Source organism: Streptomyces sp. NPDC058964 (genome assembly GCF_042741275.1).
Classification (GTDB): domain Bacteria; phylum Actinomycetota; class Actinomycetes; order Streptomycetales; family Streptomycetaceae; genus Streptomyces.
Genome location: NZ_JBHYKH010000008.1, coordinates 1 through 17184, shown reverse-complemented (window position 1 = coordinate 17184; position 17184 = coordinate 1). Strand labels below are relative to the sequence as shown.

18 protein-coding genes and 1 pseudogene are annotated in these 17184 nt (G+C 71.2%); 6 read left to right on the top strand and 13 right to left on the bottom strand.

The genetic code is table 11. The annotated features are described in order from the left end of the window. Positions 1 to 58: 58 nt before the first annotated feature. Positions 59 to 1513, bottom strand: a complete 1455-nt coding sequence (locus ACFW2E_RS01970) for a sensor histidine kinase (RefSeq protein ID WP_384459866.1) — start codon at positions 1511 to 1513, stop codon at positions 59 to 61. Beyond that, positions 1510 to 2196, bottom strand: coding sequence for a response regulator transcription factor (locus ACFW2E_RS01965; protein ID WP_384459863.1), 687 nt, complete (start codon positions 2194 to 2196; stop codon positions 1510 to 1512). Before ACFW2E_RS01965 ends, ACFW2E_RS01970 begins: the two co-directional genes overlap by 4 nt. A 164-nt stretch (positions 2197 to 2360) precedes the next feature. On the opposite strand from ACFW2E_RS01965, the gene ACFW2E_RS01960 reads away from it, so the two are divergent. Further along, positions 2361 to 4778 carry an MMPL family transporter gene (locus ACFW2E_RS01960; RefSeq protein ID WP_384459860.1) on the top strand — a complete coding sequence of 806 codons (2418 nt, stop codon included), beginning with the start codon at positions 2361 to 2363 and terminating at the stop codon, positions 4776 to 4778. On the opposite strand, the pseudogene ACFW2E_RS01955 reads toward ACFW2E_RS01960, so the two are convergent. The 10 genes and pseudogenes from ACFW2E_RS01955 to ACFW2E_RS01910 form a co-directional block, all read right to left on the bottom strand. Next, positions 4771 to 5372 (bottom strand): annotated as a pseudogene (locus tag ACFW2E_RS01955) (Uma2 family endonuclease). The gene ACFW2E_RS01960 and the pseudogene ACFW2E_RS01955 overlap by 8 nt on opposite strands. A gap of 88 nt (positions 5373 to 5460) precedes the next feature. Next, positions 5461 to 6210: a TetR/AcrR family transcriptional regulator gene (locus ACFW2E_RS01950; RefSeq protein ID WP_384459857.1), complete on the bottom strand. Its 750-nt coding sequence runs from the start codon at positions 6208 to 6210 to the stop codon at positions 5461 to 5463. 9 nt (positions 6211 to 6219) lie between these two features. Continuing rightward, positions 6220 to 6714 carry a thiol-disulfide oxidoreductase DCC family protein gene (locus tag ACFW2E_RS01945; protein WP_384459854.1) on the bottom strand — a complete coding sequence of 165 codons (495 nt, stop codon included), beginning with the start codon at positions 6712 to 6714 and terminating at the stop codon, positions 6220 to 6222. Next, the gene (locus ACFW2E_RS01940) at positions 6711 to 7118 is read right to left on the bottom strand and encodes a hypothetical protein (RefSeq protein ID WP_384459852.1); all 408 of its coding nucleotides are present in this window, start codon (positions 7116 to 7118) and stop codon (positions 6711 to 6713) included. The genes ACFW2E_RS01945 and ACFW2E_RS01940 overlap by 4 nt, the downstream gene beginning before the upstream one ends. 94 nt (positions 7119 to 7212) lie before the next feature. Beyond that, the gene (locus tag ACFW2E_RS01935) at positions 7213 to 7623 is read right to left on the bottom strand and encodes a VOC family protein (protein WP_384459849.1); all 411 of its coding nucleotides are present in this window, start codon (positions 7621 to 7623) and stop codon (positions 7213 to 7215) included. Between the two features lie 376 nt (positions 7624 to 7999). Next, positions 8000 to 8761, bottom strand: a complete 762-nt coding sequence (locus ACFW2E_RS01930) for a succinate dehydrogenase iron-sulfur subunit (protein WP_384459846.1) — start codon at positions 8759 to 8761, stop codon at positions 8000 to 8002. Continuing rightward, entirely contained in the window at positions 8761 to 10515 is a 1755-nt protein-coding gene (sdhA, locus tag ACFW2E_RS01925) for a succinate dehydrogenase flavoprotein subunit (RefSeq protein WP_384459843.1), read from the bottom strand. Before sdhA ends, ACFW2E_RS01930 begins: the two co-directional genes overlap by 1 nt. A 19-nt stretch (positions 10516 to 10534) precedes the next feature. Beyond that, positions 10535 to 11017, bottom strand: a complete 483-nt coding sequence (locus ACFW2E_RS01920) for a succinate dehydrogenase hydrophobic membrane anchor subunit (RefSeq protein WP_384459840.1) — start codon at positions 11015 to 11017, stop codon at positions 10535 to 10537. Between the two features lie 5 nt (positions 11018 to 11022). Then, positions 11023 to 11403 (bottom strand): succinate dehydrogenase, cytochrome b556 subunit, encoded by a 381-nt coding sequence (gene sdhC / locus ACFW2E_RS01915; protein WP_384459837.1) that lies wholly within the window; start codon positions 11401 to 11403, stop codon positions 11023 to 11025. A gap of 158 nt (positions 11404 to 11561) precedes the next feature. After that, positions 11562 to 12230, bottom strand: a complete 669-nt coding sequence (locus ACFW2E_RS01910; RefSeq protein ID WP_384459834.1) for a 2-oxo-4-hydroxy-4-carboxy-5-ureidoimidazoline decarboxylase — start codon at positions 12228 to 12230, stop codon at positions 11562 to 11564. Positions 12231 to 12420: 190 nt separating this feature from the next. Between ACFW2E_RS01910 and ACFW2E_RS01905 the strand changes: the two genes are divergently transcribed. The 3 genes from ACFW2E_RS01905 (at position 12421) to ACFW2E_RS01895 (ending at position 15297) form a co-directional block, all read left to right on the top strand. Further along, positions 12421 to 14034 (top strand): glycoside hydrolase family 20 protein, encoded by a 1614-nt coding sequence (locus ACFW2E_RS01905; RefSeq protein WP_384459960.1) that lies wholly within the window; start codon positions 12421 to 12423, stop codon positions 14032 to 14034. Positions 14035 to 14156: 122 nt separating this feature from the next. Next, positions 14157 to 14660 carry a hypothetical protein gene (locus tag ACFW2E_RS01900; RefSeq protein ID WP_384459831.1) on the top strand — a complete coding sequence of 168 codons (504 nt, stop codon included), beginning with the start codon at positions 14157 to 14159 and terminating at the stop codon, positions 14658 to 14660. A 76-nt stretch (positions 14661 to 14736) separates the two neighbouring features. Continuing rightward, positions 14737 to 15297 (top strand): hypothetical protein, encoded by a 561-nt coding sequence (locus ACFW2E_RS01895; RefSeq protein ID WP_384459828.1) that lies wholly within the window; start codon positions 14737 to 14739, stop codon positions 15295 to 15297. 30 nt (positions 15298 to 15327) lie between these two features. Here ACFW2E_RS01895 and ACFW2E_RS01890 read toward each other — a convergent pair whose 3' ends face one another. Next, positions 15328 to 15822: a DUF1877 family protein gene (locus ACFW2E_RS01890; RefSeq protein ID WP_384459825.1), complete on the bottom strand. Its 495-nt coding sequence runs from the start codon at positions 15820 to 15822 to the stop codon at positions 15328 to 15330. Between the two features lie 182 nt (positions 15823 to 16004). Between ACFW2E_RS01890 and ACFW2E_RS01885 the strand changes: the two genes are divergently transcribed. Both ACFW2E_RS01885 and ACFW2E_RS01880 read left to right on the top strand, forming a co-directional pair. Beyond that, on the top strand, positions 16005 to 16400 hold the full coding sequence (locus ACFW2E_RS01885) for a hypothetical protein (RefSeq protein ID WP_384459957.1): 396 nt from the start codon (positions 16005 to 16007) through the stop codon (positions 16398 to 16400). 320 nt (positions 16401 to 16720) lie between these two features. Continuing rightward, positions 16721 to 17184 (top strand): RNA polymerase sigma factor (locus ACFW2E_RS01880; protein ID WP_384459822.1); only part of this gene is annotated, 464 nt, incomplete at its 3' end.

Below are 17184 nucleotides of genomic sequence, written 5' to 3'. Positions count from 1 at the left end.
CCCCATGACGCCGCCGGGCCCGCCCTGCGGGCGGACGACGGGGATGTGACGACAGGACCTAGGGTCGTACGGGTACCCGGCGGGGCAGTGTGACCGTCACCGCCAGCCCCTCGCCGGGAGCCGTCCGCACCGCCACCTCGCCGCCGTGCGCCCGTACGACGCCCTGCACGATCGCCAGGCCCAGCCCGCTGCCCGCGCCGCCGCCCGCGCGGAAGAAGCGGTCGAAGACGCGCACCGCGTCCTCCTCGGCCAGCCCCGGCCCCTCGTCCGCGACACACAGCAGTACGTCCCCGTCCACCCGCTCCACGCCCAGCCGCACCGGCACGTCGGCGGGCGTGTGCGTACGGACGTTGGCCACCAGGTTGCCCAGCACCTGCCGCAGCCCCGACTCGTCCGCGCGCACCAGCAGGGAGCCTTCGGCGGTCACGCTGACCGGGCGGTCCGGCTGCTGCGCCCGCAGGTCCTCGGCCGCGTCCCGCACCAGACGGCTCAGGTCGACGTTCCGCAGCCGCAGTTCGGGCCGCTGGTCGAGACGGGCCAGGGTGAGCAGTTCGTCGACCAGCCGCCCCATCCGGTCCACCTCGGCGTTCATCCGGTCCCAGGAGCGCCTGCGCTCGGCCGGATCGGTCAGCATGCCCTTGTCGTACAGCTGGAGGTAGCCGCGTATCGCCGACAGCGGGGTGCGCAGCTCGTGCGAGGCATCCGCGACGAAGCGGCGCAGCTGGGCCGCGCTGCGCTCGCGCGTCCGGTACGCCGACTCCACCTGCTGGAGCATGGAGTTGAGGGCGAGCCGCAGCTGCTCGACCTCCTGGGTCGGATGGTGACTGGAGGGCACGCGCCGGGTGAGGTCGCCCTCGGCGATCGCCGACGAGGTCTCCACCATGTCCTCCAGGGGCCGCAGCCGCCTGCGGACGCTGAACATCGTCAGACAGCCCAGCAGCGCGAGCAGCAGGGTGCCGACGGCGAGATCGAGCTTCAGGGCCTTGGCTATGCCCTGGTGCAGGGCCTCGGTCGAGGTGGCGAGCAGGATGTAGGGGCCGTCGGCGAGCCGGGTCGCGGTCACCCGGTACGCGGCGCCGTGCACCGTGACCTCGTGCGGGTCGGGGTCCGCGGCGAGGGCGCGCGGATCGTCGACCGCGTCCGCGAGGCCGCGCTGGGCGACGGTCGGCTTGATGTCGAAGAGGGTCATGGCCTCACCCCGGCCGTCGACCGCGGTGAAGATCGAGTCGGGGGCCGGCCGGTCGTCCGGGCCCGTCGGCGCGACCCGGTCGCGGACGACGCCGAGCGCGCTCAGGGAGTCGATCTGGCGCAGGGTGAGCCGCGAACTGCCCAGCGAGTCACGCATCTTGACGAGCTCGGTGTCCACCTGCCCGACGAGGTACAGCCGCATCCCCATCAGGCTGACGGCGGTCGCCACCACGATGCCCACGGCGAGCAGTGCCACGTTCGTCAGGGTCAGCTTGCCGCGCAGCGAGTGGACGCCGTGGTGCCGGCCGAACCGCGGGAGCCTCATGCCAGCCCGTATCCGACACCGCGCCGTGTGGTGATCACCGGCGGCCCCAGGATGTCCAGCTTGCGCCGCAGATAGCTGATGTAGGTCTCGACGACGGTCGACTCGGCCGGGGTGTGCTCGTACTGCCATACGTGGCGCAGGAGTTGCTCCTTGGGCACGATCCGGCCGCCGTTGCGCACCAGGAAGCGCAGCAGCGCGTACTCGGTGGGGGTCAGCTCGACCGTGCGGCCCGCGCGGTGCACCGAGTACGTCGTCTCGTCCAGTTCCAGGTCGCCGTAGCGCAGCGGTGGCGGCTGGGCGATGACGTCCGCGGCTCTGGTGCGCCGGAGCACGGCGGCGATCCGGGCGACGACCACGTCGATGTCGAACGGCTTGGTGATGTAGTCGTCGCCGAAGGAGAGGGCGCCGACGATCTCGGCGGGCGCGTCGCGCGCGGTGAGGAAGACGAGGGCCAGGCCGGGCTGCCTGGCGCGCAGTTCGCGGCCCAGGGCACGGCCGTCCCCGTCCGGCAGCATGACGTCGAGGAGGGCGGCGTCGGGCCGGGTGCGCTCGGCGAGGGCGAGGGCCTCGCGGGCGGTGCCCGCGGTCATCACCTCGAAGCGGTGGTAGCGCAGGGCGATGGCGAGGACGTCCGCGATGCTCGGCTCGTCCTCCACGACCAGCACGGTTCCTGGAGCCGTCATGTCCCCAGTATCGGCACCCTCACCGGCGACGGGGGCGGTCACAGCTTTGGAGTTCCTTGAGAGTCGAGCGGCTCCCATGTCCACGCGCGAGTGGTGCCCCCAATCCTGGTGCCCAGGACCTGGGGGACCGACCGAACCAACCGGAAGATCAAGGAGCTTTGAACGTGGAGGCATGGGCACGGTGGTGCTACCGGCACCGGCTGGTGGTCCTGTTGTTGTGGGTGGGGGCGCTGTTCGGCCTGGGCTTCTCGGCCTCGGCGGCGGGCACGGACTACGCGAACGTCTTCTCCCTTCCGAACACGGACTCCAAGCGGGCGTACGACCTGATGGAGAAGGCGTTCCCGGACAGCTCGGGCGACACCGACACGGTCGTGTGGAAGGTCGACGCGGGCTCGGTGAGGGACCAGGCCGTACGGTCCCGGATCCAGCCCGCGCTGGCGAGGATCGCGGGAATGAAGGGCGTCGGAGACGTCACCGGTCCCTACTCCGGCCCCCGCGGCGCGGCGCAGGTCAGCCGTGACGGACGGATCGCGTACGCACAGATCACGTTCACGGACCGGGCGAACGCCGTACCCAAGGACCTGGTCCAGGACGTCGTCGACACCGCACAGGCCGCCGAACGCGGCGGTCTCCGGGTGGAGCTCGGCGGCCAGGCGATCCAGCGGGTGCAGGAGCCGCCGACGGGCCTCGCGGAGATGGTCGGCATCGTGGCCGCCGCCGTGGTCCTGTTCCTGGCCTTCGGCTCGCTCTTCGCGATGCTGCTGCCGATCGGTGTGGCCATCTTCGGCGTGGGCACGGGCCTGTTCTCCACCCAGCTGCTCAGCCACGCCACCGACATCCCGGACCTGGCCCCGCTGCTGGCCACCCTGATCGGGCTCGGTGTCGGCATCGACTACGCGCTGTTCATCGTCACCCGGCACCGGCGCGGCATCCTGCGCGGTGTCGACCCGGAGCAGTCCGCGGTGACCGCCCTCAACACCTCCGGCCGCGCGGTGCTGTTCGCGGGCGGCACGGTGTGCATAGCGCTCGCCGGAATGCTGGTGACGAACCTGCGCTTCCTGGACGGCGTGGTGATCGGCACCTCCCTCACGGTGGTGCTGAGCGTCCTGGCGGCGACCACGCTCCTGCCGGCCCTGCTCGGTTTCCTCGGCCCCCGGGTGCTCAGCCGCCGTCAGCGCCGCCGCCTCGCCGAGCACGGCACCGAGCCGGAACGGGCGAGCGGTCTCGCGGCCCGCTGGTCGGCGGGGGTCCAGAAGCGCCCCCGTACGATCGCCGCGCTCGCCGTGCTCCTCATGGCGGCGCTCGCCCTTCCGGTGCTGTCGCTGCGGCTCGGCGCGACGGACCAGGGCAACGACCAGGCGTCGACGACCACGAGGAAGGCGTACGACCTGCTCGCGGAGGGCTTCGGCCCCGGCTTCAACGGGCCGCTCCAGGTGGTGGCGTCGGGCGGTGACACGAAGACGCTGGTGAAGGACATCGAGGCGACGTCCGGGGTGGCCCGGGTGGCGCCGCTGCCGCCCGCCCGGGGCGTCACCGTCATCCAGGTGGTCCCGACGACGTCACCGCAGTCCAAGCAGACGGACGAGCTGATCGACACCCTGCGGGACGAGGTCATCCCGAAGGCGGGCGCGCAGGCGCACGTGGGCGGTGTGACGGCGGTGTCGAAGGACTTCGCGACGGTCACCGGCGACCGGCTCCCGTACTTCATCGCGACGATCATCGGCCTGGGCTTCCTGCTCCTGCTGATCGCCTTCCGCTCCCTGGTGGTGCCGCTGACGGCCGCCGTGATGAACCTGATCGCGGCCGCGGCCTCCTTCGGCGTCCTGGTCGCCGTCTTCCAGTGGGGCTGGGGCCTGGACCTGCTCGGCCTCGGCAAGGAGGGCCCGATCAACGCCTTCCTGCCGGTCATCATGCTGTCCCTGCTCTTCGGACTGTCGATGGACTACCAGGTGTTCCTGGTGAGCCGGATGCACGAGGAGTGGGTCCACACGAAGGACAACGCGCGGGCGGTGCGCGTCGGCCTGGCCGAGACCAGCCGCGTCATCAACTCGGCGGCCCTGATCATGGTCTGCGTCTTCCTGGCGTTCGTGCTCAGCGGCGACTCGGGCGCGGCAACGGCGGGCGTGGGCCTTGCGGTCGCGGTGGCCCTGGACGCGTTCATCCTGCGTACGGCGCTGGTGCCGGCGGCGATGCATCTGCTGGGCGGCGCGAACTGGTGGCTGCCGGGGTGGCTGGAGAAGCGGCTGCCGCACCTGGCGGTGGAGCCCAGGGAAGAGGCCGGGGAACCGGCTGAACGGGAGAGCGGCCCCGCCTCGGTGGTCCACGGCTTCGTCCGCACGGCGGACGGCGACCCCGTCGAGAACGCCGCGGTGACCCTGCTCTCGAAGGGCGGGCGCCGGCTGGACCGGGTGACGTCCCTGGCCGACGGCTCGTACATCGTGTCGGTACCGGCGCCGGGTTCCTATGTGCTGGCGGTGACGGCGGGTTCGTACGGCTCAAGGGCCCGGCATGTGGCGGTGGCGGACGGGCCGGTGGTGTACGACGTGGAGTTGGCGGAGGGGGAGGTGGACGCGGTCAATTAGCCCTGGGCTGACCGGCTTTGAGGATCGCATCCACATTCGGCGTGACCTCTGCGCCGATGACCGAGGGGAGAGTGACGACTTCGCCGGGGGAGTGTGGGCGGTGGTTCTCGTACCCGTCCCCGGCGGGGTCGGGTCAGGACGTGGACGCGCTGGTGTTCGCGGCCGACGATCGCGGAGACGGGGATCTCGGCGCTGGCGTAAGCCCTGACCTTGTCGCGTAGGTCGGTCTTCCAGTTGCTGGAAGTGCCCTCCAGGACCAGGCGGAAGCAGGCGGGGTCGTGGCAGTTGTTCTCGATGAGGTGGTCATCGATGTCGGCGTCGACGACCACGAAGTCGGGAATGGCGTAATCCTCGGCTCCCGTTGTGAGCCAGCGCCCCCCACCTTCGAGCACTTCGGTTTCCCCACCGTCCAGACCGGTGAAAAGGCGCCTAGCCCGGACAGAGCGCGGGCGGGTGCGGCGTTGGGCGGCGGGGAAACGAGGATCTGGCCTCCGATGATCTCGACGCGATCCCCGGATTGCGGTCCATGAGCCGGTTGGCTTCCGCGATCAGCGGACGGTCTCCATGGGGCCGCTCGACGGATGCTGCGGACATCACGCGCCTCCGGCGGGCTGGTGTCGAGAGCATCGTAGGCAGAGGTAGGCCCCGCCGGTCCCGTTCGAAACGCTTCACCCGAAAGTGATCACTCTGCCCCGGCCCGCCGCCCCTTGCCCGCCGGATCCGGCAGCGCCTTCGTCATCCCGGGCAGGAAGTCCGTGAACAGCTCGTGCACCTCAAGCACCAGCGGCCGCAGCACCCGGAACCGGGCCAGCGACACGCCCCGCGCGGTGAGCCGGGCCCCGCGCGCGGCCAGCCGGTAGCTGCGCTCACGGCCCTCCGTCCGGTCGAAGATCCAGTACAGGACCAGCCCCATCTGTGACAGCCACATCAGCTCGGGCAGCACCTCCCGCAGTTCCTCCGGCACCTTGGTCTTCGCCCCGCGGAGCACCTCCTTGTGGACGCTGATCGCCTCCACGCGAGCGTGCTCGCTCTCCGGGGAGAAGGGGCTGAGCGGGCTGTCCGGGTCGGCGGCGTTCTTGAAGAACTGCACCGCGAACTCGTGGTACGGCGTCGCGATGTCCAGCCATGCCCTCAGCACGCCCGCGAGCCGCGCCTCCAGGTCGGTCTCCCGGGCCAGGACCTCCCGGACCGCCACCCGGTGCTCGGCGGCGATCCGGTCGTAGAAGCCCTGGATCAGGTGCTCCTTGCCCGCGAAGTAGTAGTACGCGTTGCCGACGGAGACCCCCGCCTCCTTGGCGATGGCCCTCATGGTCGTCTTGTCGTAGCCCCGTTCCTGGAAGAGCCGCATCGCGGTCTCCAGGATCAGCGCGCGGGTCTGCTCGGACTTGCTCTGGGGGCCGGCCTCTGCGGAGCCGTCGTTCATCGCGGACACGGAAAGAGCCTAACGACTGGCGCAGGCACCGCCGTCGCACCCCGGAGGGGTGTACGTCCAGCCCTGGCCGGGGTCGTACGACCAGCCGTCGTCCCGCCGGTAGGCCTTCCCGCCCCAGTGCGCGCCCCGCCACTTGGCCGCGGCCAGCACCGCGCCCTTGGCGAGCCCGGTGCCGACCGTGGTGCTGAGCCGGTGGGCGAGTGGGCGGTACTCGCGCAGTGCCCACAGGACGACGATCCAGGCGGCTGCCCCTCGGTAGACCTGTCCGGCGTCCCCGACGACGGTGACCTCGTCGAGGGTGGCCCGGTGGTCCAGCCCCGGATACCGCCGCCGGGCCTCCGCCGACCCCGCCGGCACCAGCTCGATCGGCACCAACTGCCGCTGCTTCACCAGCCAGTCGCGCACATGGGTGCACAGCGAGCACTCGGCGTCGTACAGCACGGTGAGCCCGTGGACCGGGGCGCGCGCGGCGCCCCGGTCATCGGCGGCCGTCACGGCGCTCACACCCCGGCGCCCGGAGTGGCCCAGCCCTGCGGCGCGACGGGCGGCACCTGCTGCCGGTCCAGCACCCCGCGCCGCCGGATCCTGCTCAGCACGTACACGTTGCCCAGGTGCATCACGCCGAGCACGAGCAGCACCACGCCGAGCTTGGTCGACAGGGCCTCGAAGATGCCGCGGGTGTCCTCGATCGTCTCGTCACCGCTCAGGTACAGCGCCACGAAGCCGAGGTTGACCAGGTAGAACCCGACCACCAGGAGGTGGTTGACGGCGTCGGCGAGCTGCTCGTTCCCGTGCAGTACGTCGGAGAGGAAGACCCGTCCGTTGCGGCTGAGCGTGCGGGCCACCCATACGGTCAGCGCGATGCTGACGGTCAGGTAGATGACGTAGGCGATGACGGTGCGGTCCATGCCCCACCCTTTCTTGAACGCGTTCAAAACGCTGACAGGGATGACTGTAGACCTGTTTTTGAACGTGTTCAACTCAAGGGTGGCGGATTCCGCTTCAGGGCCGTCTGCCCAGCTCCGGGCGCTTGGAGTAGTCCGCGAACCCCAGGATGTTGCCCCAGGGGTCGGCGATCTCGACCGTCCATCCGGTCGCCACGGGGAAGGGTTCGTCGAGCAGGGCGACGCCACGCCCGGTGAGCTTCCGTGCCGCGGCACGCGCGTCCGGGACCTCCAGCCAGACGCGCGGCGAGGGCCACGCCGGCGGCCGGCGCCCCAGCCCCTCCTCGGTCCGCAGCAGAATCCCGGGCGTCTCGCCCCCGGCCTTCAGCAGCGCGATCCCGCCCTCGTCGAACCGGAAGGCGACCCCGAACCCGGCGCGCTCGTAGAAACCGACGGCCTCGGCGAGGTCCCCGACGGGCAGCAGCACGTTGTCGAACCCGAGCAGCTCGTACGACTCGTCATCTGACATGCCATCAGATTAGGTACGGCGGTACGGGCACCCGCGGGGACAGACCGCGGGGGTCACCCGCCCGGAGGTCTCGCAGGGGCCGGCCGCCTCCGGCCGGCGAAGCCACCGCCCACCTGGGCGGCGAGCCCGCGTCCTCGGCGCACGGGGCCCGGTCGAACGGCTCGTGGGTCGGCGCCGGGCCCGGCGTGTCCCGTCCCGGCCGACACCGGCACCGACACCGACACCGGGAAGCCGTCGTGGTGCGAGGCCGGGCCGTGACGGCGTTTCGGGCCGGGAACGACCGGGGCCCCGTTCCCGGTGCGGAACCGGGAAACGGGGCCCACGGCCACGTACAGCCGTACAGCGGTACAGAAGACGTACCTGAAACCGACGGACGTCAGAAGCGGCGCGTGATCAGCGCCTTCTTCACCTCGGCGATCGCCTTCGTGACCTCGATGCCACGCGGGCAGGCGTCCGTGCAGTTGAAGGTCGTGCGGCAACGCCACACGCCGTCACGGTCGTTGAGGATCTCCAGGCGCTGCTCGCCGGCCTCGTCACGCGAGTCGAAGATGAAGCGGTGCGCGTTCACGATCGCGGCCGGGCCGAAGTACTGGCCGTCGTTCCAGAAGACCGGGCAGGACGACGTGCACGCGGCGCAGAGGATGCACTTCGTGGTGTCGTCGAACCGCTCACGGTCCTCGGCCGACTGGAGACGCTCACGCGTGGGCTCGTTCGTGTCCTTCGTGACGAGGAAGGGCATGACGTCCCGGTACGCCTGGAAGAACGGCTCCATGTCCACGACCAGGTCCTTAAGGACCGTGAGGCCCTTGATGGGCTCGACCGTGATCGGCTTCTCGGGGTTGATGTCCTTGATCAGCGTCTTGCAGGCAAGGCGGTTCTTGCCGTTGATCCGCATCGCGTCCGAGCCGCAGATGCCGTGCGCGCAGGAACGGCGGAAGGTGAGGGTGCCGTCGATGTCCCACTTGATCTTGTGGAGACCGTCGAGGACACGCTCCTTCGGGTCGATTTCCAGCTGGAAGTCTTCCCACGTCGCCTCGGCCGAGACCTCCGGGTTGAAGCGGCGGACCCGGAAGGTGACGGTGATGTAGGGAGAGGCCGCGGCCTCCGCCTCCACCTTGTCCAGAACAGGAGTTGCCATCAGTACTTACGCTCCATCGGCTGGTAGCGGGTCTGGACGACCGGCTTGTAGTCGAGACGGACGGTTTCCGAGCCGTCGGCGCCGACCTCGCGGTACGCCATGGTGTGGCGCATGAAGTTGACGTCGTCGCGGTTCGGGTAGTCCTCGCGGTAGTGACCGCCGCGGGACTCCTTGCGGGCCAGGGCCGACACCGCCATGACCTCGGCCAGCTCGAGCAGGTTGCCCAGCTCGATCGCCTCCAGGAGGTCCGTGTTGAACCGCTTGCCCTTGTCCTGGATCGCCACGTTCTTGTAGCGCTCGCGCAGCTCGGCGATCTTCTCGACCGCGGTCTTGATCGTCTGCTCGGTGCGGAACACCATGACGTTCGCGTCCATGGTCTCCTGCAGCTCACGACGGATCGTGGCCACCCGCTCGTTGCCCGTGGAGTTGCGCAGCTGCTCGATCTGCGCGACGACGAATGCCTCCGGGTTCTCCGGCAGCTCGACGAAGTCGGCCTTGTGGGAGTACTCGGCGGCGGCGATGCCCGCGCGGCGGCCGAAGACGTTGATGTCGAGCAGCGAGTTGGTGCCGAGGCGGTTGGCGCCGTGCACCGACACGCAGGCGACCTCGCCCGCCGCGTACAGGCCCGGAACGACGGTGGTGTTGTCCGCCAGGACCTCACCCTCGACGTTCGTCGGGATGCCGCCCATCGCGTAGTGCGCGGTCGGCTGGATCGGGATCGGGTCCGTGTAGGGCTCGATACCGAGGTAGGTGCGCGCGAACTCCGTGATGTCCGGGAGCTTGGCGTCCAGCTGCTCCGGCGGCAGGTGCGTCAGGTCCAGGTAGACGTGGTCGCCCTCGGGACCGCAGCCGCGGCCCTCGCGGATCTCGGTGTAGATGGAGCGCGAGACGACGTCACGGGACGCGAGGTCCTTCATGACCGGCGCGTACTTCTCCATGAAGCGCTCGCCGTCCTTGTTGCGGAGGATGCCGCCCTCACCACGGGCGCCCTCCGTCAGCAGGATGCCCATGCGCCAGATGCCGGTCGGGTGGAACTGGAAGAACTCCATGTCCTCCAGCGGCAGACCGCGGCGGTAGACGGCTGCCTGGCCGTCACCGGTCAGCGTGTGCGCGTTCGACGTCACCTTGAAGAACTTGCCGGTGCCGCCGGAGGCGTAGATGACGGCCTTCGCCTGGAAGATGTGGATCTCGCCGGTGGCCAGCTCGTACGCCACCACGCCGGCCGACTTCTTGACGCCGTCGACCTCGGTGATCAGCTGGTCCAGGACGTAGAACTCGTTGAAGAACTCCACGCCCTCCTTGACGCAGTTCTGGTACAGCGTCTGGAGGATCATGTGGCCGGTGCGGTCCGCCGCGTAGCAGGAGCGGCGGACCGGGGCCTCGCCGTGGTTGCGCGAGTGACCGCCGAACCGGCGCTGGTCGATCGTCCCGCCCGGCGTCCGGTTGAACGGCAGGCCCATCTTCTCCAGGTCGAGGACGGCGTCGATGGCCTCCTTCGCCAGGATCTCGGCGGCGTCCTGGTCGACCAGGTAGTCACCGCCCTTGACCGTGTCGAAGGTGTGCCACTCCCAGTTGTCCTCCTCCACATTGGCCAGCGCGGCGGCCATGCCGCCCTGCGCGGCGCCCGTGTGGGAGCGGGTGGGGTAGAGCTTGGTCAGCACGGCGGTGCGGCTGCGCTTCGTCGACTCGATGGCGGCGCGCATGCCCGCGCCACCGGCGCCGACAATGACGGTGTCGTACTTGTGGATCTTCATGATTCTCGCAGCCCCGTGCCTAGCGGATGTTCGGGTCGAAGGTGAAGATCACCAGCGTGCCCAGCAGGATGGTGAACACCGTGGCGGTGTAGAGCAGGCCCTTCAGCCACAGCCGGGTGTTCGCGCGCTCCGCGTAGTCGTTGACGACCGTGCGCAGGCCGTTGGCGCCGTGCAGCATCGCCAGCCACAGCATGAGGAGGTCCCAGACCTGCCAGAAGGGGGACGCCCAGCGGCCGGCCACGAAGGCGAAGCCGATCTTGGAGACGCCGCCGTCCAGGACGAGCTGGATCAGCAGGTGGCCGAGGACCAGGACGACCAGCACGACGCCGGACAGGCGCATGAACAGCCACGCGACCATCTCGAAGTTGCCCCGGGTGGACTTGGGGGTCTTCTTCGTCCGCTTGCGCGGCGCCTCGATGAGGGGGGCCGGGTTGTCGGCGTTGTACAGGGAGCCGCCCTCGACGGGGCCGATCCCGGACGCGGTGGTTTCAGTGGTGGACATCGGCGTCAGCTCCCGAAGAGAACACGAGCGGCGTGGCCGAGGACGGGGTAGATCGCGCCGGCCATCAGGACGACCCAGACGACGAGCACGGTCCACAGCATCTGCTTCTGGTAGCGCGCCCCCTTCGACCAGAAGTCGACGGCGATGACGCGCAGGCCGTTGAGCGCGTGGAAGAGGATGGCGGCGACGAGGCCGTACTCCAGCAGCGCGACGATCGGCGTCTTGTACGTGGCTACGACCTTGTCGTAGTCCTCGGGGGAGACACGCACGAGAGCAGTGTCCAGCACGTGAACGAACAGGAAGAAGAAGATGAGGACGCCGGTGACTCGGTGAGCCACCCAGGACCACATTCCTTCCCGGCCGCGGTACAGCGTTCCAGCCGGCACGGAAGAACCCTCCGGGAGCGGGGACTAGGGCCGCGCCGGCTTCGGTTGTCGGTCGGGCCCGGCCGGGTACGGTCCACCGGCCCCCAGCATCGTAGCCACGTGCTGCCGCCTGGCTTACAGGGGGCCTACCTCGTGTGATCAAACTGGCACCGGACGGGCTAGCCGGGGCGGCATCTGGGGTGGCGTGTCCCGTTATCTGCCGGGGCGGACGCCGGGTGGCCGGCCGCTCCCCGCCGCGGCGCCGCGTACCGATGGGTGTCCACGCCCCGCAGGGAACTGACCAGGCGTCCTCTCGCCAGCCGGCGGAGTTCCTCGGCCGCGACGACCCGCTCCTCCTCCGGATCGTTCGCCAATCGTGACCGGATTCCTTCGAGGGTCCGGTCCAGCGTTTCCCCCGGAGAGGAATCACCCAGATAGATGACGAACACATGCCCGAAGCGGGCCTCGTAGGCTGCGTGTGCCGCGCCCAGTGCCGTGTGGGCGGCGGAGTAGGTGTCGTCCGGGAGCTCCGGCAGCACCTCCGCGGCCAGCGCCTCCGCCAGGTCGCCGGGGGTCAGGTCGTAGGCCGCCTCGTCCGATGCCGCCAGGAGGGACTCCAGGTCGGGGTAGGGGCGATGGTCGACGAGCCGCCGGGCCCAGCGGAGGCTGCGGAGGCAGGCCAGCAGCGCTTCGCAGACCTCGTCGGCGGGTGCGGTGTTGAAACCCTCGAGCAGGACGGTGGACGGTGTGATGCGGGCCTGTCCGGGGAGGGTGGGTATGTCCGCACGGCCGGGGAGGCCGGAAGCGTACGGTGGGCGGTGCGCAGGCAGCGTGGGTCCTCGCGTCACATGTGTTTTGGCAGGGGATGCCGTGAAAGGTGTGTCGCCACGTTACCGAGTGCGGTCACTGTGTGTCCGAAGGATGCCCGAATTTCACTCGGACGGGAGAGTTTCGGAACATGTGGTGGACGCAGCCCGGCCGTTGCGGTCGTAGGTTGGCGGAGTGAGCCAGCACAGGCGCCGGGCGTCGGCGAAGCAGGTGAGGCGGAGGCGGACGATCGCCGCCGCGGCCTTCGTCGGCACGGTCGCCCTCGGCGTGGGACTGGGAGTCTGGGCCTCCGCGGACGGCGACGGCGGGCGGTCCGGGGGAGCGGCGCGAACGTCCTCGAGCGGTACGGCGAAAGGCTCGGACCCGGCCGGGCCCAGCCCGACGCCCACCCGCTCCTATCCCATGTCCCAGGCGCCCCGCACGATCCCCGCCGTCCGCTCCCACACCCCCGCCCGCGGCCCCGGCTGGCGGCCGGCACACGGAGAGCGCGTGGTGCTGAGCGACCCGGAGCTGGCGGACGAGGGGCGGCTCATCGCCGGTGAGCTGGGCCTGTCGTACGCGGGCGAGAAGGACGACGTGCGGCCCGGGGACGTACGGCTCGCGCTCAGCGGCGACGAGGGCGGTGACCCGGAGTCGTACAGCATGACCGTGCGCGGCGGGCGGGTGAACATCAGCGGGCCCGCCGACGCGGGCGTCTTCTACGGCACCCGCACCCTCAAACAGGAGGTCCACGGCGGCGGCTCGGCCCCGGAGGGCGTCGTGCGCGACCAGCCGGCCAAGCCGCGGCGCGGGTTCATGCTGGACATCGCCCGCAAACCGTTCACCGCGTCCTGGATAGAGGAACGGGTGCGCGAGCTGGGGGACCTGAAGTTCAACGAGCTCGGGCTGCACTTCTCCGACGACCAGGGCTTCCGGATACAGTCCACGTCCCACCCCGAGGTCGTCTCCCGGGACCATCTGACCAAGGCCCAGGTCAAGCGGATCGTCGATCTCGCCGCGAGCCGGCACATCACCGTCGTGCCGGAGATCGACTCGCCGGGGCACCTCGGCGCGGTCGTCGCCGCCCATCCCGATCTGCAGCTGCGCAACGCGCAGGGCGTCGCGGCGCGCGGAGCCGTCGACATCTCCAAGCCCGGCGCCGCGGCCGTCGTGGACGACCTCCTCAACGAGTACGCCGGCCTGTTCCCCGGTGCCCAGTGGCACCTCGGCGGCGACGAGTACCGGGCGCTGGCGGTCGCCGACCCGGCGGCGTCCTACCCGCAGCTGGCCGCCGCCGCCCGGCAGGAGTACGGCCCCGGCGGCACCGTCGCCGACCTCGCCACCGGCTGGCTGAACGACCGCGCCGACACCGTGCGCGCCCACGACCGCACGATGCGGGCCTGGAACGACGGCTTCCTCCGCGGTGCGTCCGACCAGCCCGCCAAGGACCTCCAGGTCGCCTACTGGACCGGCAAGGAGATCGGTGCCCGGCAGCCGGTGGAGTACCTGAGCGCGGGGCGCAAGGTCCTCAACTACAACGACGAGTTCCTGTACTACGTCCTCGGGCAGCCGCAGACCTTCGTCTATCCCACGGGACAGCGGATCTACGAGCGGTGGAACCCGCGGGTGCTGCGCGGCACCACCGCCGTGCCCGCCCGGTACGACGGGCAGATCCTCGGCGGGTCCTTCGCCGTCTGGTGCGACCTCGCGAACTCCCAGACCCAGGACCAGGTGGCCGCCGGGATCCGGATGCCGCTGCGGGCCACGATCCAGAAACTGTGGGACCCGGGCGCCCCGTCCCTGTCCTGGGCCGAGTTCAGGCAACTGGCCGACAAGCTGGGCTGACGCGGCACCGGTTGACGGTCGTCGTGCGGCCGACCCGGATGCGGCGTCGGCATACGCCTGCGCACCGCGGTACGGCTGTGATGTATTCACCACGAGCCGAACCGCGAGCCGTGGGGGACGACATGGGTTACTGGGGGTACTTCGTCGTGGGCCGCGCCGAACGGCCGCTCGGCGAGCTGGAAGCGCTGGCCGGAGCCGGGGGCATGACCCGGCGGGCGGTGGCCCCCGGCGGCTGGCAGGTGTGGGAGTACCCGAGCCCGGACGGCGACGTCGGGAGCATGAACGCCCTGGCCGGGGAGACCGGCGCGCCCGCGCTGTTCGGGTTCGTCATGGACAGCGCCTGTGTGGTGCTGGAGGCGGCGGCCCCGGAGAGCGGCGGCTGGACGGCCTGTCTGGCGCGTGCCGCGATGGCGCGGTACCTCGGCGCCGACCGGGAGGGCCTCACGCTGGACGACTACTTCCTCGAGCCCGCCGACGCCGCCGCGCGCGCGGTCGCCTGGGCCGCCGAGGCCGGGCACACGGCCAGCGCCGAGGCCGTCGCCGAGGTGCTGACCGCCGACCCCGACCCGTTGGCCGAAAACCTTTTCTTCCGGCTCCTCGACCGGCTCGGTGTGGTGCCCCTGTGACACTCCCGGCCCGTTGCACGCAGTAAGGGGAAATGCGGGCTCCGTAAAGGTCGGCGCCCTGGCGAGGGAGGCGTGGATGAGCCTGGTGGAACTGATCGCTCAGGCCGACGAGCGCGGACTGGCTGCCAGCGGGTTGGCTTGTTTGGATCGGTGCGTGCCCTTGCTGGGCGGCGACGACGAGGTACTGCGGCCGCTGTGGGCGAGTCTCACCGACGGGGGCGGCGACTGGGGCGAGTCCCTGGAGAAGGCACGTGCCGCCCTCGACGAGGCCGGCGCCGAGGAGTCCGGCGAGGACGAGGCCGCGCTCCTCGCCCGCCGGATGCTCGGCGCGGCCCCCGCCGAGCGCACCGCCGCCGGGATACGGGTGTGGGCCGACGCCTGCTCCGTCGCCTCACTCCAGATCCACCGGCTCCTCGACCCCGCCGAGGACGGTGCCGGCTCCGTCGACGCCCGCCGGGAAGGCGGCACGGAGGACATGTCGCCGCTGGTCGCCGCCGAACTGCGGCGCCAGGTCACCGTCCTCGAACTGCTCGCCGGACACGGTGCGGGCGGGCTGCGCCGGGCGCTGGAGGTCTCGACCGAGGGCCGGCGGGTGCTGCGCGCGGTCGTCTCGCGGCGGGCCCGCGGGCGGGGCTGAGACCCTGCCGGGACAGGAGCTGTACGGGCGTCACAGCACCAGCCACTTCACCACCGCGTCCCCGTGGTGCGCCGTCCGGGCGTAGAACGCCGTCAGATCCTGGTGCGCCGACTCGAAGACGGTGCGGGCCTGGAGTTCGGTGTCGGACCCGGCCTCGCGCGGCAGCAGGTCGTCGCGGGCCAGGCGCCACAGCGACTCGAAGTCGGTCGAAGCGAGGAACGCGGCGACCCGGTCCGCCTCCGCCGCGGTGAGCAGCAGGAACGGCGGCTGGGCGGGGTCGTGGTCATAGACGCGGTGTCCGCCGAGCACCACGTCCGCCCCTGGGCGCTCCGCCGCGTGGTGCGGGGGAGCACCGGCGTACAGGAGGTCGTGGTCGAGGTAGTGCCTGTCCAGCATCTCCTCGCGATGCCGGTCGATCCGCAGCCGCACCGTGTCCCAGTCGTCCTCGAACAGCCTGCGCAGCCATTTCGCGCTGTTGCGCAGCGCCGGGGGCGGCACCGCGCGGAGATGGAAGTACGTGCTCATCACTGAAGGGAGCGCACGGGCCGGTCCAGGCGTCACTCCCGCCCGCGCCCGGGATCCTGCGGGAGTCCTGTGACCGTTGTGCGGGTGTGCTGCGGCGGTACTGCGCCGGTTGCGGAAAGGGCCCGGATCCGGGTGACGAAAACGCCGCTGACCTCGCTCTACGGAATGTGACTGCACAGTATGTGACGACACAGCAGGAGAGCAGGCCGCACGCCGCGGCGAAGCCGGTGCGCTGGGCGGCGGACGCGGTGGCGACGATGCGCGAGGGCGCCCGGGTGCGGCTCGACTACTCGGCGCGGAGTCTGTGGCGCGTCGACCGGATGATCGAGGACATCCGGGGCGACGGGGCGCCGTACGACGCCGTGCAGAACGTGCTGCGCGGCTTCGGCGCGTACGCCGGTGAGGTGATCGTGCGGCAGACCGGCGGCGAGTGGTGGGCGACCGGCGGCGACCACTGGGTCCGTACGCCCGACGGCAGTTTCTGGGATCCCGTCGACGAGGCACGGCGGTGCTTCGGCGGGCAGGGGTCGCTGCGGCTGCTGTGCCGGGACGCGACCGCCTCGGCGGGAGCGCCGTAGCCGCACACGGAACGGCCGGGACCCGTGGAGCGGGGGAGCGGTACGACGAGGGGCGGGGAGGGGCCAAGGCGTCGGCGTCCGTGTCCCGGCCGGGGGCGACCGGGGCCGACCCGCAGAACCGAGTCATCCGGTCGCCCGGGCGGCTGCGGAGGAGGCGGCGCCGACGGGAGGGACCGGCGGGACGGCCGGGAGCTGTGACAGATCTGTGGGCTTCGGCGCTGAGCAGCGTGGGACGTGGGACACGGGCTGCCGTGTCCCACGGCACGGATTCGCTGCTGGCGCGAGCACGAGCGCGAGCCCGGTACGGACGAGGACGGTTCTTGGGTCAGCGAGGGGAACCCCGCCGCGGGCAGGAGCACGACGGGGAGCTGGGCGCGGCCGTCGCGCGGGCCCAGGAGGGCGACGAGGCAGCCTTCGCGGTCGCCTACCGGATCGTGCAGCCGGGCCTGCTCGGCTATCTGCGCGGAATCGTCGGGGACGACGCGGAGGACGTGGCGTCGGACGCCTGGCTGGAGATCGCCCGTGACCTCGGCCGGTTCAAGGGCGACGGGGCGGGCTTCCGCGGCTGGACCGCGACCATCGCCCGGCACCGGGCGCTGGACCACCTGCGCCGCCAGCGGGTGCGGCCCCGGGCCACGGCGCTGGAGCAGGACGTGCTGGAGCTGCCCGGCCGGCTCAGCACCCATGAGGAGGCGCTGGAGGCCATCTCGACCGAGGGCGCGCTGCGGCTGCTCCGCGAGCTGCCGCAGGACCAGGCCGAGGCCGTGCTGCTGCGGGTGGTGGT

Coding starts and splice junctions, on each gene's coding strand:
- ACFW2E_RS01970 (WP_384459866.1), bottom strand. CDS start 1,513: ATGAGGCTCCCGCGGTTCGGCCGGCACCACGGCGTCCACTCGCTGCGC.
- ACFW2E_RS01965 (WP_384459863.1), bottom strand. CDS start 2,196: ATGACGGCTCCAGGAACCGTGCTGGTCGTGGAGGACGAGCCGAGCATC.
- ACFW2E_RS01940 (WP_384459852.1), bottom strand. CDS start 7,118: ATGGACCGCACCGTCATCGCCTACGTCATCTACCTGACCGTCAGCATC.
- ACFW2E_RS01935 (WP_384459849.1), bottom strand. CDS start 7,623: ATGTCAGATGACGAGTCGTACGAGCTGCTCGGGTTCGACAACGTGCTG.
- ACFW2E_RS01930 (WP_384459846.1), bottom strand. CDS start 8,761: ATGGCAACTCCTGTTCTGGACAAGGTGGAGGCGGAGGCCGCGGCCTCT.
- sdhA (WP_384459843.1), bottom strand. CDS start 10,515: ATGAAGATCCACAAGTACGACACCGTCATTGTCGGCGCCGGTGGCGCG.
- ACFW2E_RS01920 (WP_384459840.1), bottom strand. CDS start 11,017: ATGTCCACCACTGAAACCACCGCGTCCGGGATCGGCCCCGTCGAGGGC.
- ACFW2E_RS01900 (WP_384459831.1), top strand. CDS start 14,157: ATGGGTTACTGGGGGTACTTCGTCGTGGGCCGCGCCGAACGGCCGCTC.
- ACFW2E_RS01895 (WP_384459828.1), top strand. CDS start 14,737: ATGAGCCTGGTGGAACTGATCGCTCAGGCCGACGAGCGCGGACTGGCT.
- ACFW2E_RS01890 (WP_384459825.1), bottom strand. CDS start 15,822: ATGAGCACGTACTTCCATCTCCGCGCGGTGCCGCCCCCGGCGCTGCGC.